The sequence below is a fragment of the Ketobacter alkanivorans genome (assembly GCF_002863865.1).
Taxonomy (GTDB): domain Bacteria; phylum Pseudomonadota; class Gammaproteobacteria; order Pseudomonadales; family Ketobacteraceae; genus Ketobacter; species Ketobacter alkanivorans.
The window spans coordinates 4,039,754-4,063,530 of record NZ_CP022684.1 but is presented as its reverse complement, the minus strand read 5'-3'; the positions used below and the strand labels follow the sequence as shown (position 1 = coordinate 4,063,530).

The window sequence follows — 23,777 nt, the reverse complement described above, 5'->3', positions numbered from 1 at the left end:
TTAACTTTCCCCCTTGCGACAAACATCTGAACGTCTATGTAGTGCGAGCCTGCATTGCTGAACATCACTATATGCGTACTTTACGCCCTGTATCTCTTGGTAGTCCTCGTGACCTTTACCTGCCACCAAAACCACATCGCCCACTGCAGCATTGAGTATTGCTTCAGCAACCGCGTCAGCACGATCATCAACGATCTGAAATGCCACTTGAGGCGGAAGACCCTTCACCATATCGCTAAGGATGGTGCTCAATTTTTCACTGCGTGGATTATCCGCTGTCAGGATAACCTTGTCCGCCAATTCAGCAGCGACTGCAGCCATCAGTGGACGTTTACCCGCATCACGATCGCCACCACACCCAAATACACACCAGATCCGACCCTGAGTATGCTTACGCAAGGCAATCAACGCTTTTTCCAGAGCGTCTGGCGTATGTGCAAAATCAACAATCACCATTGGTTGATCTGCTTCAAACGATATACGCTGCATACGTCCTATCACAGGTTTGCAATGACTAAGTGCGTCTGCAGCCAAGCGCAGCTCCACTCCAGCAGACAACATCAGAGTGAGCGAAGCCAGCAAATTTGAACTATTAAACTCACCTATGAGGTTACTGCGAACAACCGTTGACTGCCCTTCATGCTCAACGTAAATATCTACGCCCTGCTTGCCGTAAACAACATTGGTGGCTTTTACCGTTGCAGCCTTCGAATCATCCAATGAGAACGACCATATTCGGGTGTCGGGTGCAGCAACCGAACGCATGGCAGCCACGCGTTCATCATCCAGATTTAGAACCAGATTTTTCAAACCCACATGACAAGCCAGCAACGCCTTAGCCTCTGCATAGGCCTCCATGGTGCCGTGATAATCAAGGTGATCGCGACTGATATTGGTTACTAACGCTGTATGGACATGAAGCCCATCAATGCGCCCTTGAATCAAACCATGAGAGGAGGCTTCCATCGCAACAACCTCTGCACCCTGAACAAGCATTTCCGCTAGCAGCCGATTGCACTCAACCACATCAGGAGTGGTATTTGTCGTCAGCTCAAGCTTACCAACCAAGCCATTCCCTAATGTACCAATTACGCCGCAACGCTTACCAAGGTAATCCAGTGCCTGTGCAACCAATTGGCTGACGCTGGTTTTTCCGTTGGTACCGGTTATCGCCAAAAGCTTCAACTGGCTACTGGGATCACCATAAAAATTTGCCGCGATCAGGCCCAAGCGCGAACGCAATGCATCAACTGGAATCACAGGCCGCTCGATCGACGGATCAATAGCAAAGCCCTCAGCGTCGACTAGCGCACTGCTCGCTCCGGCAGAGAAAGCAGCACGCAGAAAGTTCCGACCATCACTACCGTGGCCAGGGTAGGCAATAAAACAATTGCCTGCCTGCACTTTACGACTGTCAACCGCCAACCCTGTCACCACTGTATTTTTCCAATCATCTCTTATTGATAAAAATGGAACGATACCTTGAAGATCTCGCACCACTCTGGTTTCGCTCTTCATGAGTCGGGCGCCACATCTTTAGACAGACCCACATAGGTTTCCACTGCCCGATCCGGTGGAATATTCTTAACTCGCAACAACCCCGCCATCACACGGGAGAACACCGGAGCAGCGACCTGCCCGCCGTAATACATGTCGCCCTTGGGATCATCAATGACAACCACCAAAGCAATTGCCGGATCTTCAACCGGCGCAACCCCGGCAAACAGTGCGATATAACGATGATCTTGATAGCCTGAAGCCGCTACTTTATGCACTGTTCCCGTCTTGCCAGCGACTCGATAGCCTGGCACACGGGCTTTTTTTGCGGTTCCTTTTACATCCACCACACCTTCCATCATGTTAACTACTTGACGTGCTATGGTTTCATCCATGACGCGCTCACCCGGAACATCGCCATTTACCTTCAAAAGACTTACCTGGCGCTTTATTCCACCAGAACCGAGGATTGCATAGGCCTGAGCCAACTGCAGAGCTGTTACAGACAACCCGTAACCGTAAGACAATGTAGCAACCTCAATCTGCCGCCACTTTTGTTTGGCTGGCAGCATTCCAACGCTCTCACCCGGAAACCCAACGCCAGTCGCCTGACCGAGCCCCGCCTTGCGAAAGAATGAACTCAAATAATTGTCGTCCAACGACAGAGCCAATTTACTGGCTCCCACGTTGCTGGATTTAGAAATAATTTTGCCCAGATCAATGACGCCGTAATTACTCATATCACGAATGGATTTACTACCAATTCGCAGATATCCGGGAGAGGTATCGACCTTGCTGTAGGCCTTCCACTTTCCACTGTCTAAGGCTGCCGCCACAGTAAACGGCTTTACGGTTGAGCCTGGTTCAAACACATCCGTTACGGCGCGATTTCTAAAGTTTGGAACATCCTTACGGCCGCGATTGTTGGGGTTATATGAAGGCTGATTTACTAACGCCAACACCTCACCAGTTTTAATATCAATAGCCACTGCACTGCCAGAACTTGCTTTGTATTCAGTCACTGCCGACAACAATTCTCGATAAGCAAGATACTGGGCACGCAAATCAATACTCAGCGTCACGTCAGTGCCAGGAGCAGCAGGCTCGATCAACCCGACATCCTTGATAATGCGTCGGCGCAAGTCTTTGATGACCCGTTTTTTGCCTTCCGCGCCTTTCAAAAACTCCTCAAAGGAAAGCTCAATCCCTTCCTGGCCCAGCTCATCAATATTGGTAAATCCAACCAAATGACTGGTCACCTCACCTGCCGGATAATAGCGGCGATGCTCCTCGATGCCATACACGCCAGAAATATTCATTTCCAGTATTTCCTCGGCTTTCGCCGGGTTCATGTGGCGGCGCAGATAAATAAATTGCTTATCCTGATTACGTAATATGCGATCCCGCAGACTGGATTCGCTTACACCGGTTTTATTCGCCAGAAAACTCCAAGCATACTGCGCGTCAATCAACTCCTGAGGATTGGCCCACAACGTTTTGACTGGCGTACTAACCGCCAGCGGCTCGCCATTTCTGTCCTGTATCAAGCCACGATAAGCTGGAATATTTTCTACCCGAATAACACGACGATCTCCCTGATCCTGCAGGAATGCCTGGGACTCTATCTGCAGATATATCAGCCGACCCGACACGATAACGGCTAACAAACCAAACACAGCCAGCACTACGAAGTAACGCCATGCAAAATTAGGTTGCTGCGCTGATCCGCTCATGGCTCCACCATCACAATTTCATTGGGAGACGGAACTCTCATTTTCAGTTTTGCACCAGCCAGCTGCTCAACTCGGTTATAGGATCCCCATGTACTTTGTTCCAACAACAACTGGCCCCATTCGACTTGCATGGCGTTGTTATCCAGCTGCAATCTTTGGTGGGTGGCAACCAGGCGGCGGGTTTCAAAACTTGAGTAAATCACCGCCAAACAGGAACCCATCACCAGAACCAATGCAACAATCACAAACATCCAGGATCGGGTTGAAGCAGCCAGCACCATACTCATAAGGCCTTCTCCGCGACGCGCATAATAGCGCTACGGGAACGCGCATTACGCCGCACCTCTTCATCCGATGCTTTGATTGCCTTACCCAAGCTACGCATTTCGCGCTTGATCATTTCTTCTCTGATCGGCAAATGGCGCGGCAGAGGCTCGCCTTTTTCCTTACGCTGGATGAATTGTTTTACCATACGGTCTTCCAGCGAATGGAAGCTGATTACAACCAGTCGACCGCCTGGTTTTAGCACCTGCAGACTTTGCTGCAACACATCTGCCAGGTCATCCAACTCACGATTGATAAAAATACGAATTGCCTGGAACGATCGGGTCGCTGGATGCTTGCCTTTTTCTCGGGAAGGGTTAGCTTTTTCAATCACTGAAACCAGATCAGATGTAGTTGCGAACGGCTTGTTCTGACGGACCTCTACAATAGCCCGAGCAATGCGCCTGGCGTATCGCTCTTCACCGTACTCTTTCAGCACAACGGCAATATCATCCACATCTGCTCGGTTCAACCACTCCGCAGCGGTCTGACCAGATTGATTATTCATCCTCATGTCCAAAGGGCCATCGGACATAAAGCTGAAACCACGACTGGCATCATCCAGCTGTGGTGACGACACTCCCAAATCCAACAACACTCCATCCACTTGACCAGACAAGTTCTGCTCTTCCATATGGGTGGCGATGTTTGCAAAAGAATCATGAATAACAGAGAAACGCTGATCAGCTTGCGCGAGCTCCTGCGCGGCGGCCAATGCCTGAGGATCTTTATCGATAGCGATGAGTCTGCCTGCGGGCGATAGACGCTGCAACGCCAGGCGACTGTGTCCGCCGCGCCCGAATGTGCCATCTACGTAAACACCTGCCTCGCTCACCACCAGTGCATCCACCGCTTCGTTGAGTAGTACGGTTTCGTGTTTGAAATCTGGCGTATTCATCACAACACCAGATTTTGTACAGATTCGGGAAGCTCTTCCGCCCTGACCGGGCCTTCATCCATCCATTGCTGGAAGCTTTCTGACCAAGCGTCTTCCGGCCAGATCTCCAGCTTTTTACCCATACCCACCAGCATGACTTTTTTATCCAGTTTCACTTTTTCTCTCAGCAGGGGGGGCAGACTGACACGGCCATTACTGTCCATTTCCACTTCAGTGGCATAACCCAGCAGCATACGCTGCAGGCGACGGGTTGCAGGGTTCAGGGACGGCATGGCCAACAGCTTCTGTTCAATTTCCTGCCAGTCAGGCAGGGGGTGCATGGTGAGGCAGTGACCCTCAAAGTCCAGGGTAACAATCATTTTGCCTTCACAACTCTCGGACAGCGCATCGCGAAAACGGCTGGGCATTACCATCCGTCCTTTCGCATCGAGACTGAGCGCGCTGGGTCCTCTAAACACTTGGTTACCTATTTATGTGGCCGATCAACCCTTCCGAGCCCGATTCGGCTTTTTTTACCCATCAAGTTGTGGCCTAATGACTCGACCACTTATCCCACTTCTTCCCACCAAAACCCACAAAAAACCACTTTGTGACACCTAATGCACACTATAGGGAGCGGCACGCTCTATTGTCAAGCCGAAAACCGGCGGCAAAATGTGAATTTGCTACGGAAAAACAATGACTTACGAGCACAAGATCACAGAATGACGGGGAATTGACGCACAAAAAAACAATACAAAACAGGAGGATAGAAAGGGTAGTTAATGCCACTTCTAGGCGGAGATAATATTTAGCGATATAAACAGGATGTCTTTAGAACAGCACCGATGGGTGCTTTGCTTGAGAAGAGAACCAGCAACGCGCAAGCACGCTGCTGGTGTAGAAAAATTAAAGTCAGCCGATAAGCCGGGTTCTGTCTTGGACAGTCATTCCTCTGGGACGCATGTCACCACACGCCTCTAGCAACCTACCCGAATCCAGCGCGGGTCACGCCAATGGATTCCTATTTGGTCTTGCTCCAGGTGGGGTTTACCATCGCCACGAACTGTTACCAGTCGTGCGGTGCGCTCTTACCGCACCATTTCAACCTTACCGGCCAGCAAGCTGGCTTAGGCGGTATATTTTCTGCTGCACTTTCCGTCGGCTCGCGCCGCCCAGGCGTTACCTGGCACCGTACCCTATGGAGCCCGGACTTTCCTCCCTTTCTGTACGAATACAAAAAGAGCGACTGTCTGGCTGACTTCAGCATGGGAAATTAACCCTAAAAGCTTAAGGAATCAACCTTTGTTTTGTAGCAATGCTGCTTCATAGAGCGCGTTTTTCGGCACACCGGTTAACCCGGATACGAGTGCGCAGGCTTTTTTCATGGGCATATATTCATTGGCAAGCTGAACTGCACGCAATGCCGACGGCTCCACAACCGTGTCTCCGGGCGCTTCTGTTTCCGCGCCCTGCACCAGCAGTACAAACTCACCACGACGGTGATGATCATCCTCCAGCAACCAATCCAATACTTCCGCAGCGGCCCCTGTCTTAACGGTCTCGAACGCTTTTGTGATTTCCTTAGCCACCGAAATTACTCGCTCTGCCCCCATCACCTCAATCACATCAGCTACGCAATCAGCTATACGCTTTGGCGACTCATAAAACACCAGCGTCGCTGACTCGGTCAACACCTTCTCCAACGCTGAGCGACGAGCCTGCTGTTTCGGCGGCAGAAATCCCACAAACAGAAAACGATCTGTAGGCAAGCCGGCAATGGACAGTGCCGCTACCGCAGCACAAGGGCCAGGGATAGACACCACCCCCAAACCAACTTTCTGCATTGCTCGCACAATCCGAAAGCCTGGATCACTGATCAAAGGCGTTCCCGCATCCGAAATCAAGGCTACGGATTTACCATCCTGCAAAAACTGCATCAACACTTCAATGCGATCCTGCTCATTATGATCATGCACCGCCATCAAACGGGTGTCGATGCCATAATGATCCAGCAACTTCTTGCTGTGACGAGTGTCCTCGGCGGCTATTACATCAACCTGCTTTAACACCTCAATAGCACGCAACGTGATATCATTGAGATTACCGATCGGTGTTGCCACAATGTACAATATTCCAGTCGTCATAAAAGCGCAGGCCTGATACCCAGATGAAGTTACAGAATCGCACCAAGCTTACCATACTTGCAGCACTGCTCATGAGCTTAACTCTTGCCGCGTGCCAGCAACCGGGCGATCCAGGTGCAAGCACCCCTCAAGTGGACACAACGCCCGCCAGCGTTATCGCAAGCCTCATCGAACGCGCTCAGTCTGCACCTAGCCCGGAATCAGAGCGGCTGTTGATTCAGGCAGCACAACTGCTGCTAGAGCAGGAAAAACCAGGTGAAGCCCAGCGCTTGCTGGAATCCGTCAACGTGATTACCCTCGACAACGACACCCGTGCCGCCTTGGTGCTGACTCTTGCCGACATTTACTTGGCTCAGGGCGAGCCATTACAAGCAGAAGAGCTGTTGACCACAGACCGTATGGGGCTGCTTACTGCCGCCAACGAGCTGAGTGCTGAGCGCCTGAACGAGATCAGCTTGAAGCGCGCCACTGTATGGGAGTTTAACGGCAATTATTTGTCCGCCGCCCGGGAGCGGATCTTTGTTGCCCCGATGCTATCTGACGAGGCCAGCACCACTAACCACCAACGAATCTGGGGCGACCTGATCGCCATTCCAAACGATACGCTACAACAACTTTCCTCCACAGTGGCTGTGCCGGAGATTCAAGGTTGGCTGGAGCTGGCCTGGATCTACAAAGGCTTGCAAGACAACCTGGATCAGCAATTGAAACAACTCGATAACTGGCAACAACGCTTTCCCGGCCATCCAGCCGTTGCTCAACTGCCCGAAGCACTGCGAATTGTCCGCGAGCTGAGTGAAAACCAGCCCAAGCAAATTGCCCTCTTACTGCCCATGCAAGGCAAATACAAAGCAGCCGCCCAAGCCATTCTCAACGGCTTTATGAGCGCTCATTATGCAACGCAAACAAATGCAGCCGAAGGTGGCCCCACCATAAAAGTGTACGACACCAGCAACACCACTCTCTTTCAGCAGACTTACGACCAAGCTGTAACCGAGGGCGCCGAAATCATCATCGGCCCTCTCCAGAAGGAAAACCTGCGCGCACTGCTCACCAGCACCACCATGCTGCCGGTAACCACCATCGCACTGAACAAGGAGCAAGGCCAGTTTGAATCACCTGCCAATCTTTATCAGTTTGGACTGTCACCGGAAGACGACGCCGGCCAGCTAGCCGCCCATGCACTGCAAAAGCAATATCAGCAAGCCGCTGTTATGTTCCAAAACAACCCCTGGTGGGAACGAGCCTACCTGGAATTCGCACAGCAATGGCAGGCCGACAAGCGAGAAGTCACCAGCGCTACCAGCTTCGACGACCAAAGCAAAATGGCGGGTGCAATCAAGGAAATGCTGCTGGTTCAGCACAGTGAGCTGCGGGCCCAACAGCTAAAAGGAATCCTGGGGAAGCCCATCGAATTCCACCCCAGACGACGCCAGGACATAGACTTTATCTACTTGATATCAACACCAGAACAGGCCCGCCAGATCCGACCGCTGCTGGACTTTTACTATGCCGAAGAGATTCCTGTGCTGGCAGGCTCACAAATTTACAGCGGTAAAACCGACCCAAAGGCTGATCGTGATCTTAACGGCATCGAATTTTGCGATATACCTTGGCTGCTGGAAAAGCCCGACGCAATACAAAAAGCCCTTATGAAGGCCTGGCCAAAAGCGGATCACCGCTACTTTCGTTTGAACGCTATGGGCGTGGACGCATACCGATTACAATCCAGGCTACAACTTCTAACACAAATACCTGATGCCGGACTGTTTGGTGCCACCGGAAACCTGAGCATAGGCATCGACAACAAAGTCCACAGAGAACTAAGCTGGGCAGTGATGAAAGGCGGCCGCCCGACTCTAATCCCAAAAATCAGCGAAAGCGACCTCAAGAACAGCTCCAACACCCCAAAAGGGCTTCATGAACTCAACAACCGGCAAACCATTAACCGCCCGCAAGCAGGCGGGCAACCAGGCTGAGGAGCTTGCCAAAGAGTACCTCGCTCGCCACGGACTTGGCTTTTGCGAAAGCAATTTCCAATGCAAAACCGGGGAAATCGACCTGATCATGAAGGATGGGGAGATGCTGGTGTTTGTTGAAGTCCGATACCGGGCAGAAACCCGTCACGGCAGCCCATTGGATACCGTCACACCCTCAAAACAACGCAAGCTGATTCGCACTGCAAGCTACTTCCTGCAGCAGCATTTCGGCGATCGCTGGCCGCCCTGCCGTTTTGATGTAGTTGGCATCAGCGGAGAGCTGGATAACCAACCGCAAGTACAGTGGGTACCTTCTGCATTCTACTGAATCGGAATGTGTGGAAAATTACCCTATAATGGCAAACCTAAATTGCTCGCCGAACAAGGATCCAACCATGAATTTGCATGATCGCGTTACTGACATATTCGACGATCACCTGGTGACCCTGCATCGATGCCAGGAAGAGCTGCCAGCGACCATCGCCAGCGCCAGCGAACTCATGGTTCAGTGCCTGCTTAGCGATCGAAAAATCCTCACTTGCGGCAATGGCGGGTCAGCAAACATCGCACAGCAACTATCAAGCAAAATGCTGAATCGATTCGAACGGGAACGGCCCGCACTGCCAGCTATAGCCCTCTCCACCGATTCATCCACGATCACCTCCATTTCCAACGACTACAGCTACAACGAAATATTCTCCAAGCAAATTCGCGCGATCGGACACGAAGGAGACATACTGTTGGTGATCAGCAGCAGCGGAAATTCAGCCAGCATCGTCCAGGCTGTGCAGGCAGCCCATGACAGAGCCATGCAAGTGATCGCGCTCACCGGAAAGGACGGAGGAGACTGTGCTCGCTTGATGCTAAGCGATGATATTGAAATTCGGGTGCCATCCGAATCCACCCCCAGGGTGCAAGAAAGCCACATGACCATCATCCATGTGCTGTGCGATCTAATCGACCAGCAGATTTTCGGCACTGAGACCTATTAAAACTATTTAACCACCTTCAAAGATGGCTTACCGGAGGGCTTCGTTGGGGCTTCATCCTCCCCTCCCGCTCCATCCGGCGGCGGAATCTCATCCTCATCAAAGAACATACCCTTGCCATTTTCCTTGGCGTAGATGGCAAGAATCGAGCCCACCGGCACGTGCAAGCTGCGGGCTTTACCGCCAAATCGGGCAGAAAATTCCACCTCATCATTACCCATGTGCAAATTGCGAATGGCTGATGGTGTAAGGTTAAGAATAATTTTGCCTTCACTCACAAATTCATTCGGCACTTGAACCAAGGGATAGGAAGCGTTAACCAGCAAATAAGGAGTCAACTGGTTGTCCAATATCCACTCATAGACTGCACGAATAAAATAAGGGCGGCTGGGGGTCATCAACACTCTCGCAGGGATTGCCTCCGGCCATGCCGGAGGCGGAAGGTATTTATTCTAGAGGCGCAATTCACGTTCGGCATCAGACAAGCTGGCCTGGAACGATTCACGGGCGAACAAGCGATCGGCATAAGAAAGCAAATTGCCACACTTGGACTTCTGCAGCTCAATACCCATGGCGGGCAAACGCCACAAAATTGGAGCAACCACACAGTCCACCAGAGTGAAATCGTCACTCATGAAAAATGGCTTTTCCGAGAAAATACCATCAATGGCTACCAGGTTTTCCCCAAAATCCTTACGGTACTTGGTTAAGACCGCTTCCTTATCAGTTCCATTCATTAGCGCGTCAACCGCTTCACACCAGTCTCGATGAATACGATGCATCAACAAACGACTGCGTGCACGCTCCACAGGGTAAACCGGCAACAGCGGCGGATGAGGAAAACGCTCATCCAAGTATTCCATCATGATGTTGGGCTCATACAAGGTAAGCTCGCGATCCACCAATGTGGGCAGCTCGTTGTATGGATTCAATGTTGCTAAATCTTCAGGTTTCTCGGCGGGATCCACATCCAGCACATCAACCGCCACCCCTTTTTCCGCCAACACAATGCGGACTCGGTGACTGTAATGATCATTACCATCGGAGAAAAAAGTCATCGAAGAACGTTTAGCAATGACACCCATGTAATTTCACTCCAGCGCAGTATTCAAAATTGTGAGTTGCAAACAGGCTGCAACATAAACGGCGAAGGGGCGGAAGCTACCTGATAGCCAACCGCCCCACGCCAATCCCATCCCTGATTAGTGAATATCTTTCCAGTATTCCCTGTTCAGGAAGTATACCGGGATAAAGAGAATCACCAGGAAAATCAGAACGTAAACGCCAATCCGCTCACGCTCAGCTCGAACAGGTTCAGACATGTAGACCATGTAGTTGGTCAGGTCGGCCATTGCCTCTTCAAACTTATCTTCGCCCAACTCCGCTTCCATATTGGACAGCACATGCGGCATACCCACATCGGGGAAGATGTGGTTGTTAACGCCCCAGGGGCGGGAGTCATCGGGATAGAAGTTAGTGAGGTAGGAATAAACCCAATCAGCACCACGAATACGGGCTACCAGCGTCAGATCAGGCGGGTTTGTACCGAACCACTTCTTGGCCAGGTCACCCGGAATAGCAGACAGCATGGTCTCACCAATTTTATCCGTGGTGAACATCAGATTATCTTTCATGATCTGTGCAGGGATGTCCAGATCCGTTGATACCCGCTCATACCGCATATACTGGGCAGAATGACAACCCATGCAGTTGTTCACGAAAATCTGTGCACCGCGCTGCAATGACACTTTGTCATCCATATTGATTGGCGCATGCACAAGATACTCATTGTGGCCACCGCCGGCCGCCTGAGCCAGCACCGGTAAACACAGCAATACTAGTACAGAGATAAACTTATTCATCAGTGTGCCATCCTTACGCGCTCAGGAACGGGTTTGCAGGTTTCTTTGGTTGTCCAGAACGGCATCAATATGAAGTATGCAAAATAGAATGCCGTACCGATCTGACCCAAAACTCGATATGTCATCTCAAAGGGCAGGAACTCAACGTGAACGTCCGGCGCTTTAACACCACACACGCCCAGCAGCACAAAGAACACTACGAACAGCGCCAGCATTACTTTGCTGATCCAACCCTTGTAGCGGATGGACTTAACAGGGCTGCGATCCAGCCAGGGCAACACAAACAGCACCGCGATCGACGCACCCATTGCTACTACCCCCAGCAACTTATCAGGAATGGCTCGCAAGATTGCGTAGAACGGCGTGAAATACCATACCGGGGCAATATGATCCGGCGTCTTCAAGGGGTTTGCTGGCTCGAAGTTGGGCTTTTCAAGGAAATAGCCGCCGCCATCCGGGAAGAAGAACACCACAGTCAGGAACACAAACAGGAACACAACCACACCCACCAGATCATGCACACTGTAGTAAGGGTGGAAAGGGATGCCGTCCAGAGGTACGCCGTTTTCGTCTTTCAGCTTTTTGATTTCGATGCCGTCTGGGTTGTTGGAACCCACTTCATGCAGAGCAATAATATGTAGAACGACCAACGCCAGGATCACGATAGGCAGTGCCACTACGTGAAGTGCGAAGAATCGGTTCAGGGTAATGCCAGAAATCAGGAAGTCGCCCCGAATCCACTCGGTAAGAGCGTCACCCACCACAGGGATGGCACCAAACAGGGAGATGATTACCTGGGCACCCCAGTAGGACATCTGCCCCCAAGGCAGCAGATAGCCCATGAAACCTTCAGCCATCAGCGCCAGATAGATGGTCATACCAAAGATCCACACCAGCTCCCTTGGCGCACGGTATGAACCGTACATCATGCCTCGGAACATGTGCAGATAGACCACTACGAAGAAGGCGGACGCGCCTGTGGAGTGCAGGTAACGCAGCAACCAGCCATAGTCTACGTCACGCATCATATTCAATTCGACAGAAGCAAAGGCGCCTTCGCCGGAAGGATTATACAGCATGGTCAGCCAGATGCCGGTCAGCAGCTGGTTAACCAGCACCAGCATGGCCAGCGAGCCGAAGAAATACCACATGTTAAAGTTCTTAGGAGCATAGTATTTGCTCATATGATCTTCGAACATTTTGGTCGCAGGGAAGCGGGCGTCAACCCAGCCCATTACGCTATTAAACATACTCATCAGGCAGCCTCCCCGTCTTCACCGATTTTAATCAGAGTGTCACTCATGTAGTAGTAAGGTGGCACTTCCAGGTTAAGAGGTGCGGGTACCGCCTTGAATACTCGGCCAGAGAAGTCGAATTTGGAGCCATGACAGGGGCAAAAGAAACCGCCCTTCCAATCTGCACCCAAGTCAGCCGGGGCGACCTCAGGGCGATACAGAGGAGAACAACCCAAGTGCGTGCACAGGCCTACCAGCACTACAATATCACTGTGATCCTGACGGGAGCGCGTATCAGGGGATACATATTCAGGTTGCTTGGATTCGGCGGATTGTGGATCGCGCAACTTGTCTTCCACTGCATCGAGGCTGGCCATTGCCTCTTTGGAACGACGCAGAATCCAGACTGGCTTGCCGCGCCACTCAACGGTCATACGCTGACCCACTTCCAGCTTGCTGATGTCAGCGACCACAGGTGCTCCGGCATTCTTCGCCTTGGCACTGGGGTTCCAGGACTTCACAAAAGGTACGGCAGCACCAACGGCACCCACTGCACCTACTGCTGAAGTGGCTCCAATCAGGAAGCGTCGCCGCCCCTCATTTACGCCTTCAGTACTCATTCAGTTTCTCTCCCCGATAACATTAAGAAGCAAGCTGCCTTTTTATGGGCGCACCAACCCCTAACCATAATTTTAAACGCGCAAATAGTAATGAAATTGCAAGGGAGATACAAGGAAAGCTTTAGACAGATCGGCAACTTAGAATCAGGAACGCAAAAGCGCCCGAAGATAACTTCGGGCGCTTTTGACTGCACAAAACGTAAAAAATATTAACGTTTTGAGAATTGAGGACGCTTACGCGCTTTACGCAGACCCACTTTCTTACGCTCAACTTCACGAGCATCACGGGTTACGAAGCCTGCTTTACGCAGAGCAGCACGCAGAGTTTCATCATATTCCATCAGGGCGCGGGTAATACCGTGACGAATCGCGCCAGCTTGACCGCTGCCGCCACCACCCTTAACGGTGACAAAAACATCAAATTTATCAGTAGCTTCCACCAACTCTAGTGGCTGACGAACAACCATTCGAGCAGTTTCACGACCAAAATACTTATCCAGATCGCGACCATTGATGGAGATATTGCCTGAACCAGCTTTCAAAAATACTCGAGCTGCTGCAGTTTTACGACGGCCTGTACCGTAATTAGTATCCACTATTCCGCCCCTTACAGTGCCAGTTCTTTAGGTTGCTGTGCAGCATGAGGATGCTCGGAGCCAGCATAAACTTTCAGCTTGCCCAACATCGCGCGACCCAGCGGGTTACGCGGCATCATGCCCTTCACAGCGGCTTCGATCGCCATCGTCGGCTTACGGTCCATCAGCTTATCGAAGCTGATTTCCTTGATTCCGCCTGGATATTCTGTGTGGCGATAGTACATTTTATTTGTACGCTTGTTACCGGTTACACGGATTTTTTCCGCGTTCACCACGACGATATAATCGCCGGTATCAACGTGTGGAGTATAAACTGGCTTGTGTTTGCCACGCAGGCGTCGAGCGATTTCAGTCGCCAGACGGCCCAAAGTCTTATCGGTTGCATCCACAACGTACCAGTCACGCTCTACCGATTCTGGTTTTGCACTAAACGTTTTCATTGAATCTGCCCTAGAACACTCTAATCCGAGGTCTGCCCATCATTTAAAGAGCGCGAATACTACCCAAGCCGCCTCTGCTTTACAAGCATTTTAGAGACAGTTTCGATAACGCCCTGTTTTGATGAGCATTCATTTTGTTTTCAGCAGTGCGGCCAATGGTGCTGTGAGGGGCAATTCATCGGCTTTGTTGCTACGACAGTAACGGGGTGGAGAACTATAACAGAATTTTTGAACTTCGCCAGAGGCAGGACGCGCTTTCTTATTGAATAAGGGCGCGCTAGTATCGCTACGACTGAACACTCGCGATAACTGTTTGATTTTGAAGCATGCCCACCGTAGGCAACAACTCAACAGAGGATTCAAATAATGCGCAAAAAACGATTAGGCAGAACCGATATAGAGGTGACCGAAATCTGCCTGGGCACCATGACCTGGGGGCAACAAAACACTCAGGATGAGGCCTTTGAGCAATTAGACGCCGCCCTGGACTACGGCGTCAACTTTATCGATACCGCTGAAATGTACTCCGTTCCCACCGCTGCAGAAACCTCCGGCTCCACTGAGACCATTATCGGAAATTGGCTTCACGCTCGCGGCAATCGGGAAAAAGTGGTTCTGGCCACAAAGGTGACTGGGCCGGGAGACTGGCTACCCCATATTCGCAACGGCGGCACCCGCTTTAACCGGCAATGTATTGAGGAAGCCATCAACGGCAGCCTGAAGCGCCTGCAAACCGATTATATTGACCTGTACCAGCTTCACTGGCCGGACAGAACCACTAACTTCTTCGGCCGCCTGGGGTTCAAATTTCAAGACAGCGAGAACATCACACCTATAGAAGAAACACTCGAGGTACTGAACGACCTTGTGAAAGCAGGCAAGGTGCGCCACGTGGGGCTATCCAATGAGACGCCCTGGGGTGCCATGAAGTTCTTGCATCACGCGGAAGTGAACGACTGGGTGCGGCCAGTTTCCATTCAAAACCCTTACAGCCTTCTAAATCGTTCCTACGAGATAGGATTGGCGGAGGTGTCGCACCGGGAGGACATTGGCCTGCTGGCCTATTCGCCACTGGCATTTGGCATGCTCTCAGGGAAATACCTTAATAATCAATGGCCTGATAACGCCCGACTGACGCTGTTCAAGCAGTTTTCCCGCTACACCAACCCGCAGGCCATTGCCGCCACTGAGAAGTACATGGCGGTGGCCGATAAGCATGGACTCGATCCAGTGCAAATGTCCCTGGCGTTTGTGACGCAACAGCCATTCGTGACCTCCAACATCATTGGGGCAACGTCGATGGAGCAGCTGATGACGAATCTGAACAGCAGCGAGGTTGTGCTGACCAAAGAGGTCTTGAAGGATCTGAATCAGGTGAACGTGGAGCATCCTTGCCCCGCACCATAATATAGATGAGCCTGAAATCAGGGTTTGTGGGGCCGGGCGAGATACTCCCGGCTCTGCATCTCCAGCAGGCGACTGCGGGTACGCTGAAATTCAAACTCCAGCCGCCCCCCTGAGTACAAGCCGTCGATGGGGGCCGCACCAGACATGATCAGCTTGACGTTACGATCGTAGAATTCATCCACCATATTTACAAAGCGCCGCGCCATGTCATCCTGAGCCTTGCCCATCACCGGCACATTGGATATCAATACCGCATGATAAATTCGGGCCAGCTCAATGTAATCATTCTGACTGCGGGGGCCGTCACATAAAGCCATGAAATCGCACCAGAGCACATCATCCGCCACACTACGGGTTTTGATGGCACGACCATTGATTTCAATGGCTTCCCTCTCGTGCCCTGGTTCCGGTGCCAGAGATTCAAAGCTGGAGCGCAAACTGGATTCCGCTGATTCGTCCAGGGGGCTGTGGTAGATCTCTGCCTGCTCAAGGGTACGCAGGCGGTAGTCCACGCCGCTGTCGACGTTGACGATGTCGGTGTATTTGTTGATCAATTCAATAGCTGGCAAAAACCGCGCCCGCTGCAGACCATCCCGGTAGAGCTGATCCGGCACGATATTGGATGTCGCCACCAACGTGACCCCGCTGGCAAACAGCTTTTCCATCAGGCCACCCAAAATCATCGCATCGGTGATATCGGTGACAAAAAACTCATCAAAACACAGCACTCGGGCCTCTTTGCTGAGTTGTTCTGCGACGATATCCAAGGGGTTTTTCTCCCCCTGCAGGGCTTTCAGGTCGTTGTGCACTCGCTGCATAAAGCGATGAAAGTGAATGCGCATTTTGGCGCGAAAAGGCACACATTCGAAGAAGGTATCCACCAAATAGGTCTTGCCACGCCCTACCCCACCCCAAAAATAGAGGCCTTTACAGGGCTCGTTCTGACGGGTGCGGGCGCTGGGAGCAATCCGCGCCCATAGCGATCGCGGCCGATTTTCGTAACGGTCCACCAGATCATGATAGAGCCGATCCAGCTGCTGAACAGCGTATTCCTGGGCCTGGTCGTAGCTGAAGTCCGCCCGCTGCAGGTCTTGTTGATACTTTTCCAAGGGTGTCATGGCAAATCAGATCTGTCCCGATAGTGATATCTAAAGCGGCGCACACTCTAGCGCAGGCCGATTAGGCTGTCCACGCCGCTCAACTTCTTCAGCATAGAACAATCAGCCTATCTGCTCCTGCAGAATAGTCTTAACCTCGGTAAGTCGGCCGTGAAAGAAATGCCCTGCACCTTGCAGGCAGTAGACCTGTTTCTGGCTCTGCACCTGATCGTACCAACTGCGAATCTCGGAAGAATCCACAACCTCATCCTCATCGCCATAAATCAGTGCGAAAGGGCAAGGGAACCCGGTGATCCGATCAAAATCGTAGTTAACCACAGCCGGGGCAATCAGCAGCAGATCGCTCACCGGATCCCCACGCTCAATGGCACGGGAACAGGCGCTGGCCGCCACAAACGAGCCAAAGGAAAACCCGGCCAACCTGATACTGTCCTGCGGGCGCACCTGGCGCACCCAATCAATCACCGCCAGCAAATCATCCTGCTCACCAATACCATGATCGTATTCGCCCTCACTTTTTTCTACTCCGCGAAAGTTGAAACGCACCACTCTGTTTCCAAGATCCCGGCGAGCACGAGCCACCGTATGCACCACTTTGTTGTTCATGGTGCCCCCCATCAAGGAGTGCGGATGACAGACGATCGTGACATTTCCCCCCTCTTCGCCAGCATTTTGCGGACAGGTCGCAATGGCGTGCAAGGCTCCGGCAGGCCCGTTTATAACAACGGGCGACTCGCCCACAGGAAAGTGATTCATGGTGGTTCTCCACGCTGGGATAATTTTCTTACATTTTAACGACTGGATTCACGCTTGTAAGCCGCTAAGTAGCCTGTCCAGTGCCATAATAACCCTGTAGTATCCTATAATTAGAACAAATAAAACTCTGGAGTGAGTCTATGCAATTGGTAACTTTCATCGCGTTTCTGATTGGCCTTGCAGCTGGTGGTATGGGCTGCTTTTTTGTGATGTCCCGGGCGAGGGCGCAATCCAATATGGAGCAGCAGCTGCGTGAACTGCAAGAGGAGTTCACCGCTTATCGTGAGAACGTCAACACCCATTTCAACAAAACCGCACAGATGGTGAACACTCTGACTGAGAACTATCTGGTGGTGCAGAAACACTTGGAATCGGCTGCGGACTCCTTTGCAGAACCGCCCAAGAGTTTCAAGCTGGACAGCGTCGACAAGCTGCCCAACAAGAAAACCAAGTTTATCTCACTGGAAACCACAGGCAATATTACTGAGGACGCGGAAGTGGATGCAGATTTTGGCTCGGCCGGTGGGCTGGAGCCTCCCAGAGACTATGCACCCAAGCAAGGCGTCAAGGATCAGGGCACCCTGTCGGAAGAATTCGGTTTACACGATACTCGCGCATAAGCTTAATGAGATGGGGGCATTGGCCCCCATTTTCAACCTCTAATCCACCGCACAAAAAATTTAGTTTTTCCCTCTTGAAAGCGACTTTTAACCACCCCATTTAATTTCCCGACAGCGAATCAATATCTGAACCACCAGTTCAAATTGGGAGACACAAAATGAGCATTGCAACACTTAACCCTTGGCAAGTACTGGATCAACTGCACAATGACAGCCTGCGCCGTTACAATCCACGCCGTTGGCAACCGGTGGTGGACATCTGTGAATCCAAAGCCGGCTATGAAATTCACCTGGAGCTACCGGGCATCACCCCCGACCAAGTTAAGGTGGAGCTGGATGACAACATTTTAAAAATCAGCGGCGAGAAAGTACGCAACGAAGAGGAAGGCGTGGAATATCGTTATCGTGAGCGCGCTGTAGGCGAGTTCAGCCGGGCATTCACGCTGCCGGAAGATGCCGACCGCAACGGGATCAGTGCCCGCTTTGAGCATGGCTTGCTGGTTATTGGCGTGCAGAAGAAGGAACAGACTCAGCCTCGGCGCATTGACATCCAAGTGAGTTAATCACTACCGCATCAATACACGCCTCAACATAGAGCGCACAAAAAAGCCGGTTCGATTGAACCGGCTTTTTTGTGGTCGAAAGAAGTTTACTTAGCGGAGTGCCCGGTTAACTTCACTTCTACTTTTTCGTGGTCTTCGAGGCCAGCGTAATAGGCACGCAGGATCTCGAGCACTTCAGGACGACTGAAGTTGTCGGCCACTTCACCACCTTCAGACAACGCCTTACGCAACTTGGTGCCGGAAACCAGCACGCGGTCTTCGGCATCGTGAGGGCAGGTACGCATGGAAGCCATGGTGCCGCACTTGTTGCACCAGAAAGTCCAATCGATCTTCAAAGGCTGAGTGATCAGTGCATCGCCTGGGATCTCGTCAAAGATATGCTGGGCATCGAAGGGGCCGTAATAATCACCTACACCAGCGTGGTCACGACCCACGATCAGGTGGGAACAACCATAGTTCTGACGGAACAGAGCGTGCAACAGTGCTTCACGGGGGCCAGCGTAACGCATATCCAGAGGGTAACCGGACTGGACTACGGTGTCGTTAACAAAGTATTGGTCGATCAGGGTGCCGATGGCATTCTGACGTACGTCTGCAGGGATGTCGCCGGGCTTGAGTTTGCCCAGGAGTGAGTGGATCAGGACACCGTCGCAGATTTCGATGGCGATCTTGGCCAGATGCTCGTGGGAACGGTGCATGGGGTTACGGGTCTGGAATGCTGCAACGGTGGTCCAGCCTTTCTCCTCCAGCAGGGCACGGGTTTCAGCCGGAGTCATGTAGATACCTTTGTACTTCTCTGGGAACTCGCCCTGAGAAAACACTTGCACGGTACCGGCCAGGTTCACTTCGCCCTGCTCCATAACCATTTTCACACCGGGGTGTTCGATGTCTGCGGTGCCGAATACTTTCTGGCACTCATGGGCTTTGTCGATGCTGTATTTTTCAGTGACTGTCATGGAGCCCATCAGCTCACCAGACTCGCCATCCACCAGCGCGATCTCGGCACCAACCTCAATGCTGTCGGCGGTGGCTTGATCCACAGATTTGGTGATGGGAATGGGCCAGAACAAACCGTTCGTCAGTGCCATGTTGTCGCACACAGACTGCCAGTCTGCTTTGCCCATGAAACCTTCCAGAGGGGTAAATCCGCCAATACCCAGCATGATCAGGTCACCGGTTTCGCGGGAGCTGAGTTGGATCTGGGGCAAGGATTCGGCTTTGGCTTTGGCCGCAGTGAGGGCATTCCCTTCCAGCAGTAGGGGTTTGAGCTGGTCACTACCATGAGGCTTCACTAGGTTCGACATCTTGATACTCGTCTGTGATTGATCGTTGAAGTTAATAAACGGCGCGCATTATAACGGTTCTGGCAACAAAATTCAGGCAGGGTTGTCAATATCCACAAACTCATGATTTAGCTGGAATTTTGTCGCTAAATGCTCACCTACGGATTTGGCACCATAACGCTCTGTGGCGTGATGGCCCGCAGCATAGTAATGAATGCCGCACTCACGGGCCACGTGGGTGGTCTGCTCCGAGATCTCGCCACTGATGAACGCATCGGCCCCCATAGCAACGGCTTTTTCTATGTAGCCTTGTGCGCCACCGGTGCACCAAGCTACCCGTGATACTGGATGATCGCCCCCCTCGACCAATAACGGGGCGCGCCCCAAGGCTGATTCGATGGTATCGGCAAACTGTTTGGCGCTGCGTGGTTGCGCCAGGTGCCCGACATTGCCGATGGGGCGGCGCTCCAGCGGATCAAGGCCACTGTCCATAATGATACCCAGCCGCGCAGCTAACTGGGCGTTGTTGCCCAGCTCCGGGTGAGCATCCAGTGGCAGGTGGTACGCAAACAGGTTGATATTGTGGGCCAATAGCGTTTTGATTCGATTGAACTTCATGCCGACGATGGAGGGATCTTCCCCCCGCCAGAAGTAACCGTGATGCACGAATATGGCATCGGCTTTCAGTTGTACCGCGCGATCAATCAGTGCCTGGGTGGCGCTGACGCCACTGACCAGGGTGGCAATTTCCGGCTTGCCCTGCACTTGCAGACCATTGGGCGCGTAATCTTTGAAATATTCAGGCTCTAAAAGTGAATTCAGATACTGTAACAGGGCCTGGCGTTCTATCATGTTGTGCTCCGCTGCTGGCAGGGTGGTGGATCAGTTGGTTACGTGGTAACGTGCTGCGCTTGTGCGTGATTATTTCAAAAACTGCTGTGGATTTACCAGTCACCTTATGAAATCAGTTCTACGCCCACTGATTGGCCCGGTGCTCTACGGACTGATCATCGCTCTGGGCTACATTTTCATCATCGAGCGCACATCGCAACCGATTCAGCACGAAGTGGTGCTGATCGAGAAGCAGATTACCGAAACGCCGATTCAAAGCACTGCCAGCATCAGCGACCCCATTTCATACGCCGATGCGGTCAGCAAGGCTCAACCTGCGGTGGTCAACATCGCCACCAGCAAGTTGGTGACTGAGAAAGCCCACCCACTGGCAGACGACCCGGTGTTCCGCCGTTTCTTCGGCCTCAATCAGGCCCCACGCCGTCAGCGCATGCAACAGAGCCTTGGCTCCGGGGTGATCATAAGCCCATCGGGCTATATTCTCACTAACAACCACGTTATCGCACAGGCCGATCAGATAAAAGTAGGCCTGGCCGACGGTCGGGAAATCGATGCAATGGTGGTGGGCACCGATCCGGAAACCGATCTGGCGCTGATTTACATCGATATGCCGGATCTGCCAGCAATCAACCTCGCCAAAACAGAAAATATTCGAGTTGGTGATGTGGTGCTGGCCATCGGCAATCCCTTTGGCGTGGGCCAGACCGTTACCAAGGGCATTGTCAGTGCTTTGGGGCGTCATCAATCGGATATCAGCTCTTTTGTGGATTTCATCCAGACCGATGCTGCCATCAATCCAGGCAACTCCGGCGGAGCCCTGATTAATGCGTATGGGGATCTGATCGGAATCAATACCGCGATTTATTCCAATTCCGGCGGCTCCCTCGGCATTGGCTTTGCCATCCCCATCGGCACTGCCACCGATGTGGTCAAGCAGTTAGTGCAGTATGGCCAGGTGATTCGAGGCTGGGTAGGCATCGAGCCCCAGGTTTTGAACCCGGCGCTGGCCAAGGCATTCAACCTCCCGAATATCGAAGGATTGCTGGTGATGGGAATTGCCAAGAATGGCCCCGCCCATCAGGCAGGCATTCGCCCCGGTGACATCATCACCCACATGAACGGCAATATGATCGAAGATCCGCGGGCAGCCATGGAAATGATTGCCAATATGAAGCCCGGAGCCAAGGTGACCATACGAGTAAACCGCCAGGAACAGTCACTGGATATTCTGGTGGTAGTGGGGGCCCGCCCCACTCCGCAAGGCTAAAACCAACCTATCGACAGGCCAATATGATTAAGCGAATTCTGGATTTATTCAAACAACCAACCGGCCCCGAACGCGAAAGCATCAGCCCTGATCTGGCCGCCGCCGCGCTGCTGGTGGAAGTGATGGCAGCCGATGACGATTGGCAGGACACCGAAGAAAGCACAATTCGAAACGCCATCCTGCATTCATTAAAGGTGACTGAGGCGGAATGCCAGGAGTTGCTGTCCAATGCCAAATCAAGGCACCGGGATGCCCATGACCTGTTCGAAATGACTCGCCAGATCAACGATCATTTCAGCCCGGAAAAAAAGCACGAGTTAGTACTGAACATGTGGAAGGTGGCCTGGGCCGATGGTGAAGTGGATCGCTATGAAGACCACACTATTCGCAAAATAGCAGAGCTGATTTATGTGCCTCATGAGCAGTTTATCAAAGCAAAACTGGAGGCGAAGCCGAGCTGAGCCCGGCTAGTTCAAGCCAGCCTGTTTAATCATTCATGGCCCCATGCAGCGCCTGCAATAACAGCCGGTTCTCATCCGCCGTTCCCACCGTCAAGCGCAGGCAGTCCTGCAGTTGCGGGTGGGCTCCATCCAGACACTTGATTAAGACGCCAGCGTCTTTCAGGCGCTCGAACACCTTGCGCGCTTGCCCAGAGCCGGTACGAACCAGTATGAAGTTCGCCTCGCTGGGCCAAACCTTGTCAAAAGACAGCTTCTGCAATGCCGCCATCAACTCTGAGCGATTCTGCCGCAGCTCGGACGTTTGAGCTTTCATAACATCGAAATGATTCAGGGCAAACCGGGCAGAGGCCTCTGTGAGCACACTGATATTGTATGGCAAGCGCACTTTTTCGAATTCACTCAACCACTGGGGTGGCCCAAACAGCATGCCCAAACGCAGGCCCGCCAGCCCCATCTTGGAGAGAGTGCGCATCACAACCACATTATCGAATTCGTCCATCAAACTCAGGTGATGACGATCGGTGAACGCCATATAGGCTTCATCAATCACCACCAGGCCAGGGGTCGCGGCACAGATTTGCTTCACGGCATCCAGATCAAACAGATTACCAGTGGGGTTGTTGGGCTGAGCCAGAAATACCAGAGCCGCCTGAGTCTCTTCAATGGCCTGCAAGGTTGCAGGCAGGTCCAGCGCAAAGTCCTCGGCCAGGGGCACGCCGCGATACGCCATGCCGCAGAAAGTGGCAATCATGCGATACATAACAAAACTGGGCTCGGGCGCCAAAATCGTACGGCCGGGCTGAGCCAGACACATGGCGATGATTTGGATCAACTCATCAGAGCCATTACCCAGAACCACCTGATGCCTTGGGTCGACCCCCATCAGCAACTTGAGATCCTCTTTCAGCTCGGCACAGGCGGGATCAGGATAGCGGTTTACCTGCACATCCCGCAGCACTTCCAGCCACTGATCCACCATGGAGCCGGGCCAACGATAGGGGTTTTCCATGGCATCCAGCTTCACCATTCCGGAGGAAGGCGGCACATGGTAAGCGGACAGGGCCCGAATCTCAGGACGTACACACTGCTCAACCCGTGCCTGGGTAGCACGCTCCAGATCACTCATAACGTTACTTTGTTTATCCATGTTG

26 protein-coding genes and 1 other RNA gene are annotated in these 23,777 nt (G+C 52.3%); 8 read left to right on the top strand and 19 right to left on the bottom strand.

What is annotated here, in order from left to right; genetic code table 11:
- The 7 genes from Kalk_RS17420 to rsmI all read right to left on the bottom strand — a co-directional run bounded on the left by Kalk_RS17420 (position 1) and on the right by rsmI (position 6,554).
- Positions 1-1,518, bottom strand: coding sequence for a UDP-N-acetylmuramoyl-L-alanyl-D-glutamate--2,6-diaminopimelate ligase (locus Kalk_RS17420; protein ID WP_101895464.1), 1,518 nt, complete (start codon positions 1,516-1,518; stop codon positions 1-3).
- Positions 1,515-3,230 (bottom strand): peptidoglycan D,D-transpeptidase FtsI family protein, encoded by a 1,716-nt coding sequence (locus tag Kalk_RS17415; RefSeq protein ID WP_101895463.1) that lies wholly within the window; start codon positions 3,228-3,230, stop codon positions 1,515-1,517. Before Kalk_RS17415 ends, Kalk_RS17420 begins: the two co-directional genes overlap by 4 nt.
- Positions 3,227-3,517, bottom strand: a complete 291-nt coding sequence (gene ftsL, locus Kalk_RS17410) for a cell division protein FtsL (protein WP_233716695.1) — start codon at positions 3,515-3,517, stop codon at positions 3,227-3,229. The genes Kalk_RS17415 and ftsL overlap by 4 nt, the downstream gene beginning before the upstream one ends.
- On the bottom strand, positions 3,514-4,452 hold the full coding sequence (rsmH, locus tag Kalk_RS17405; RefSeq protein WP_101895462.1) for a 16S rRNA (cytosine(1402)-N(4))-methyltransferase RsmH: 939 nt from the start codon (positions 4,450-4,452) through the stop codon (positions 3,514-3,516). The genes ftsL and rsmH overlap by 4 nt, the downstream gene beginning before the upstream one ends.
- The gene (gene mraZ / locus Kalk_RS17400) at positions 4,452-4,910 is read right to left on the bottom strand and encodes a division/cell wall cluster transcriptional repressor MraZ (RefSeq protein ID WP_101895461.1); all 459 of its coding nucleotides are present in this window, start codon (positions 4,908-4,910) and stop codon (positions 4,452-4,454) included. The genes rsmH and mraZ overlap by 1 nt, the downstream gene beginning before the upstream one ends.
- Before the next feature lie 428 nt (positions 4,911-5,338).
- An RNA gene (gene rnpB, locus Kalk_RS17395) (RNase P RNA component class A) lies at positions 5,339-5,696 on the bottom strand.
- A 33-nt stretch (positions 5,697-5,729) separates the two neighbouring features.
- On the bottom strand, positions 5,730-6,554 hold the full coding sequence (gene rsmI / locus Kalk_RS17390; protein WP_233716691.1) for a 16S rRNA (cytidine(1402)-2'-O)-methyltransferase: 825 nt from the start codon (positions 6,552-6,554) through the stop codon (positions 5,730-5,732).
- A gap of 47 nt (positions 6,555-6,601) precedes the next feature.
- Between rsmI and Kalk_RS17385 the strand changes: the two genes are divergently transcribed.
- The 3 genes from Kalk_RS17385 (at position 6,602) to Kalk_RS17375 (ending at position 9,549) form a co-directional block, all read left to right on the top strand.
- Positions 6,602-8,557 (top strand): penicillin-binding protein activator, encoded by a 1,956-nt coding sequence (locus Kalk_RS17385; protein ID WP_101895459.1) that lies wholly within the window; start codon positions 6,602-6,604, stop codon positions 8,555-8,557.
- Positions 8,499-8,885 carry a YraN family protein gene (locus Kalk_RS17380; RefSeq protein WP_101895458.1) on the top strand — a complete coding sequence of 129 codons (387 nt, stop codon included), beginning with the start codon at positions 8,499-8,501 and terminating at the stop codon, positions 8,883-8,885. The genes Kalk_RS17385 and Kalk_RS17380 overlap by 59 nt, the downstream gene beginning before the upstream one ends.
- 67 nt (positions 8,886-8,952) lie before the next feature.
- Positions 8,953-9,549 carry a phosphoheptose isomerase gene (locus Kalk_RS17375; RefSeq protein WP_101895457.1) on the top strand — a complete coding sequence of 199 codons (597 nt, stop codon included), beginning with the start codon at positions 8,953-8,955 and terminating at the stop codon, positions 9,547-9,549.
- A 2-nt stretch (positions 9,550-9,551) separates the two neighbouring features.
- Here the strand turns inward: Kalk_RS17375 and Kalk_RS17370 are convergent, their stop codons facing one another.
- The 7 genes from Kalk_RS17370 to rplM all read right to left on the bottom strand — a co-directional run bounded on the left by Kalk_RS17370 (position 9,552) and on the right by rplM (position 14,299).
- Positions 9,552-9,944, bottom strand: coding sequence for a ClpXP protease specificity-enhancing factor (locus Kalk_RS17370; protein ID WP_101895456.1), 393 nt, complete (start codon positions 9,942-9,944; stop codon positions 9,552-9,554).
- A gap of 54 nt (positions 9,945-9,998) precedes the next feature.
- Complete coding sequence (locus Kalk_RS17365; protein WP_407656832.1) at positions 9,999-10,622, bottom strand: glutathione S-transferase N-terminal domain-containing protein; 624 nt, start codon at positions 10,620-10,622, stop codon at positions 9,999-10,001.
- Positions 10,623-10,748: 126 nt separating this feature from the next.
- Entirely contained in the window at positions 10,749-11,408 is a 660-nt protein-coding gene (locus Kalk_RS17360) for a cytochrome c1 (protein WP_101895454.1), read from the bottom strand.
- Positions 11,408-12,658 carry a cytochrome b gene (locus tag Kalk_RS17355; protein WP_101896378.1) on the bottom strand — a complete coding sequence of 417 codons (1,251 nt, stop codon included), beginning with the start codon at positions 12,656-12,658 and terminating at the stop codon, positions 11,408-11,410. Before Kalk_RS17355 ends, Kalk_RS17360 begins: the two co-directional genes overlap by 1 nt.
- Before the next feature lie 5 nt (positions 12,659-12,663).
- Positions 12,664-13,263: a ubiquinol-cytochrome c reductase iron-sulfur subunit gene (petA, locus tag Kalk_RS17350; protein ID WP_101895453.1), complete on the bottom strand. Its 600-nt coding sequence runs from the start codon at positions 13,261-13,263 to the stop codon at positions 12,664-12,666.
- Between the two features lie 209 nt (positions 13,264-13,472).
- Complete coding sequence (gene rpsI / locus Kalk_RS17345; RefSeq protein WP_101895452.1) at positions 13,473-13,862, bottom strand: 30S ribosomal protein S9; 390 nt, start codon at positions 13,860-13,862, stop codon at positions 13,473-13,475.
- An 8-nt stretch (positions 13,863-13,870) separates the two neighbouring features.
- Positions 13,871-14,299, bottom strand: a complete 429-nt coding sequence (rplM, locus tag Kalk_RS17340; protein ID WP_101895451.1) for a 50S ribosomal protein L13 — start codon at positions 14,297-14,299, stop codon at positions 13,871-13,873.
- Positions 14,300-14,665: 366 nt separating this feature from the next.
- On the opposite strand from rplM, the gene Kalk_RS17335 reads away from it, so the two are divergent.
- Positions 14,666-15,706, top strand: a complete 1,041-nt coding sequence (locus Kalk_RS17335; RefSeq protein ID WP_101895450.1) for an NADP(H)-dependent aldo-keto reductase — start codon at positions 14,666-14,668, stop codon at positions 15,704-15,706.
- A 17-nt stretch (positions 15,707-15,723) separates the two neighbouring features.
- On the opposite strand, the gene zapE is transcribed toward Kalk_RS17335, so the two are convergent.
- Together zapE and Kalk_RS17325 are read right to left on the bottom strand one after the other, a co-directional pair.
- Entirely contained in the window at positions 15,724-16,824 is a 1,101-nt protein-coding gene (gene zapE / locus Kalk_RS17330; protein ID WP_101895449.1) for a cell division protein ZapE, read from the bottom strand.
- 102 nt (positions 16,825-16,926) lie between these two features.
- Positions 16,927-17,580 carry an alpha/beta hydrolase gene (locus tag Kalk_RS17325; protein WP_101895448.1) on the bottom strand — a complete coding sequence of 218 codons (654 nt, stop codon included), beginning with the start codon at positions 17,578-17,580 and terminating at the stop codon, positions 16,927-16,929.
- A 140-nt stretch (positions 17,581-17,720) separates the two neighbouring features.
- Between Kalk_RS17325 and Kalk_RS17320 the strand changes: the two genes are divergently transcribed.
- Both Kalk_RS17320 and Kalk_RS17315 read left to right on the top strand, forming a co-directional pair.
- Complete coding sequence (locus Kalk_RS17320; RefSeq protein ID WP_101895447.1) at positions 17,721-18,200, top strand: YhcB family protein; 480 nt, start codon at positions 17,721-17,723, stop codon at positions 18,198-18,200.
- Between the two features lie 158 nt (positions 18,201-18,358).
- Positions 18,359-18,763 (top strand): Hsp20/alpha crystallin family protein, encoded by a 405-nt coding sequence (locus Kalk_RS17315; RefSeq protein WP_101895446.1) that lies wholly within the window; start codon positions 18,359-18,361, stop codon positions 18,761-18,763.
- Positions 18,764-18,849: 86 nt separating this feature from the next.
- Here the strand turns inward: Kalk_RS17315 and sat are convergent, their stop codons facing one another.
- Positions 18,850-20,067, bottom strand: a complete 1,218-nt coding sequence (gene sat / locus Kalk_RS17310; RefSeq protein ID WP_101895445.1) for a sulfate adenylyltransferase — start codon at positions 20,065-20,067, stop codon at positions 18,850-18,852.
- A 72-nt stretch (positions 20,068-20,139) separates the two neighbouring features.
- Positions 20,140-20,898, bottom strand: coding sequence for a Nif3-like dinuclear metal center hexameric protein (locus tag Kalk_RS17305; RefSeq protein WP_101895444.1), 759 nt, complete (start codon positions 20,896-20,898; stop codon positions 20,140-20,142).
- A gap of 106 nt (positions 20,899-21,004) precedes the next feature.
- On the opposite strand from Kalk_RS17305, the gene Kalk_RS17300 reads away from it, so the two are divergent.
- Positions 21,005-22,165: a trypsin-like peptidase domain-containing protein gene (locus tag Kalk_RS17300; protein ID WP_101895443.1), complete on the top strand. Its 1,161-nt coding sequence runs from the start codon at positions 21,005-21,007 to the stop codon at positions 22,163-22,165.
- Positions 22,166-22,188: 23 nt separating this feature from the next.
- Positions 22,189-22,626 carry a tellurite resistance TerB family protein gene (locus tag Kalk_RS17295; RefSeq protein ID WP_101895442.1) on the top strand — a complete coding sequence of 146 codons (438 nt, stop codon included), beginning with the start codon at positions 22,189-22,191 and terminating at the stop codon, positions 22,624-22,626.
- Positions 22,627-22,651: 25 nt separating this feature from the next.
- On the opposite strand, the gene hisC is transcribed toward Kalk_RS17295, so the two are convergent.
- On the bottom strand, positions 22,652-23,773 hold the full coding sequence (hisC, locus tag Kalk_RS17290; protein ID WP_233716689.1) for a histidinol-phosphate transaminase: 1,122 nt from the start codon (positions 23,771-23,773) through the stop codon (positions 22,652-22,654).
- Positions 23,774-23,777 lie beyond the last annotated feature (4 nt).

What these genes read in the sequence shown, in the direction of transcription:
- sat (WP_101895445.1), bottom strand. Translation starts at nt 20,067, where the DNA reads ATGTCGAACCTAGTGAAGCCTCATGGTAGTGACCAGCTCAAACCCCTA.
- petA (WP_101895453.1), bottom strand. Translation starts at nt 13,263, where the DNA reads ATGAGTACTGAAGGCGTAAATGAGGGGCGGCGACGCTTCCTGATTGGA.
- Kalk_RS17370 (WP_101895456.1), bottom strand. Translation starts at nt 9,944, where the DNA reads ATGACCCCCAGCCGCCCTTATTTTATTCGTGCAGTCTATGAGTGGATA.
- Kalk_RS17335 (WP_101895450.1), top strand. Translation starts at nt 14,666, where the DNA reads ATGCGCAAAAAACGATTAGGCAGAACCGATATAGAGGTGACCGAAATC.
- Kalk_RS17420 (WP_101895464.1), bottom strand. Translation starts at nt 1,518, where the DNA reads ATGAAGAGCGAAACCAGAGTGGTGCGAGATCTTCAAGGTATCGTTCCA.
- Kalk_RS17355 (WP_101896378.1), bottom strand. Translation starts at nt 12,658, where the DNA reads ATGTTTAATAGCGTAATGGGCTGGGTTGACGCCCGCTTCCCTGCGACC.
- rplM (WP_101895451.1), bottom strand. Translation starts at nt 14,299, where the DNA reads ATGAAAACGTTTAGTGCAAAACCAGAATCGGTAGAGCGTGACTGGTAC.
- Kalk_RS17320 (WP_101895447.1), top strand. Translation starts at nt 17,721, where the DNA reads ATGCAATTGGTAACTTTCATCGCGTTTCTGATTGGCCTTGCAGCTGGT.
- ftsL (WP_233716695.1), bottom strand. Translation starts at nt 3,517, where the DNA reads ATGAGTATGGTGCTGGCTGCTTCAACCCGATCCTGGATGTTTGTGATT.
- Kalk_RS17305 (WP_101895444.1), bottom strand. Translation starts at nt 20,898, where the DNA reads ATGATAGAACGCCAGGCCCTGTTACAGTATCTGAATTCACTTTTAGAG.
- rsmH (WP_101895462.1), bottom strand. Translation starts at nt 4,452, where the DNA reads ATGAATACGCCAGATTTCAAACACGAAACCGTACTACTCAACGAAGCG.
- Kalk_RS17315 (WP_101895446.1), top strand. Translation starts at nt 18,359, where the DNA reads ATGAGCATTGCAACACTTAACCCTTGGCAAGTACTGGATCAACTGCAC.
- zapE (WP_101895449.1), bottom strand. Translation starts at nt 16,824, where the DNA reads ATGACACCCTTGGAAAAGTATCAACAAGACCTGCAGCGGGCGGACTTC.
- Kalk_RS17295 (WP_101895442.1), top strand. Translation starts at nt 22,189, where the DNA reads ATGATTAAGCGAATTCTGGATTTATTCAAACAACCAACCGGCCCCGAA.
- Kalk_RS17385 (WP_101895459.1), top strand. Translation starts at nt 6,602, where the DNA reads ATGAAGTTACAGAATCGCACCAAGCTTACCATACTTGCAGCACTGCTC.
- Kalk_RS17375 (WP_101895457.1), top strand. Translation starts at nt 8,953, where the DNA reads ATGAATTTGCATGATCGCGTTACTGACATATTCGACGATCACCTGGTG.
- hisC (WP_233716689.1), bottom strand. Translation starts at nt 23,773, where the DNA reads ATGGATAAACAAAGTAACGTTATGAGTGATCTGGAGCGTGCTACCCAG.
- Kalk_RS17325 (WP_101895448.1), bottom strand. Translation starts at nt 17,580, where the DNA reads ATGAATCACTTTCCTGTGGGCGAGTCGCCCGTTGTTATAAACGGGCCT.
- Kalk_RS17415 (WP_101895463.1), bottom strand. Translation starts at nt 3,230, where the DNA reads ATGAGCGGATCAGCGCAGCAACCTAATTTTGCATGGCGTTACTTCGTA.
- Kalk_RS17300 (WP_101895443.1), top strand. Translation starts at nt 21,005, where the DNA reads ATGAAATCAGTTCTACGCCCACTGATTGGCCCGGTGCTCTACGGACTG.
- Kalk_RS17360 (WP_101895454.1), bottom strand. Translation starts at nt 11,408, where the DNA reads ATGAATAAGTTTATCTCTGTACTAGTATTGCTGTGTTTACCGGTGCTG.
- Kalk_RS17380 (WP_101895458.1), top strand. Translation starts at nt 8,499, where the DNA reads ATGAACTCAACAACCGGCAAACCATTAACCGCCCGCAAGCAGGCGGGC.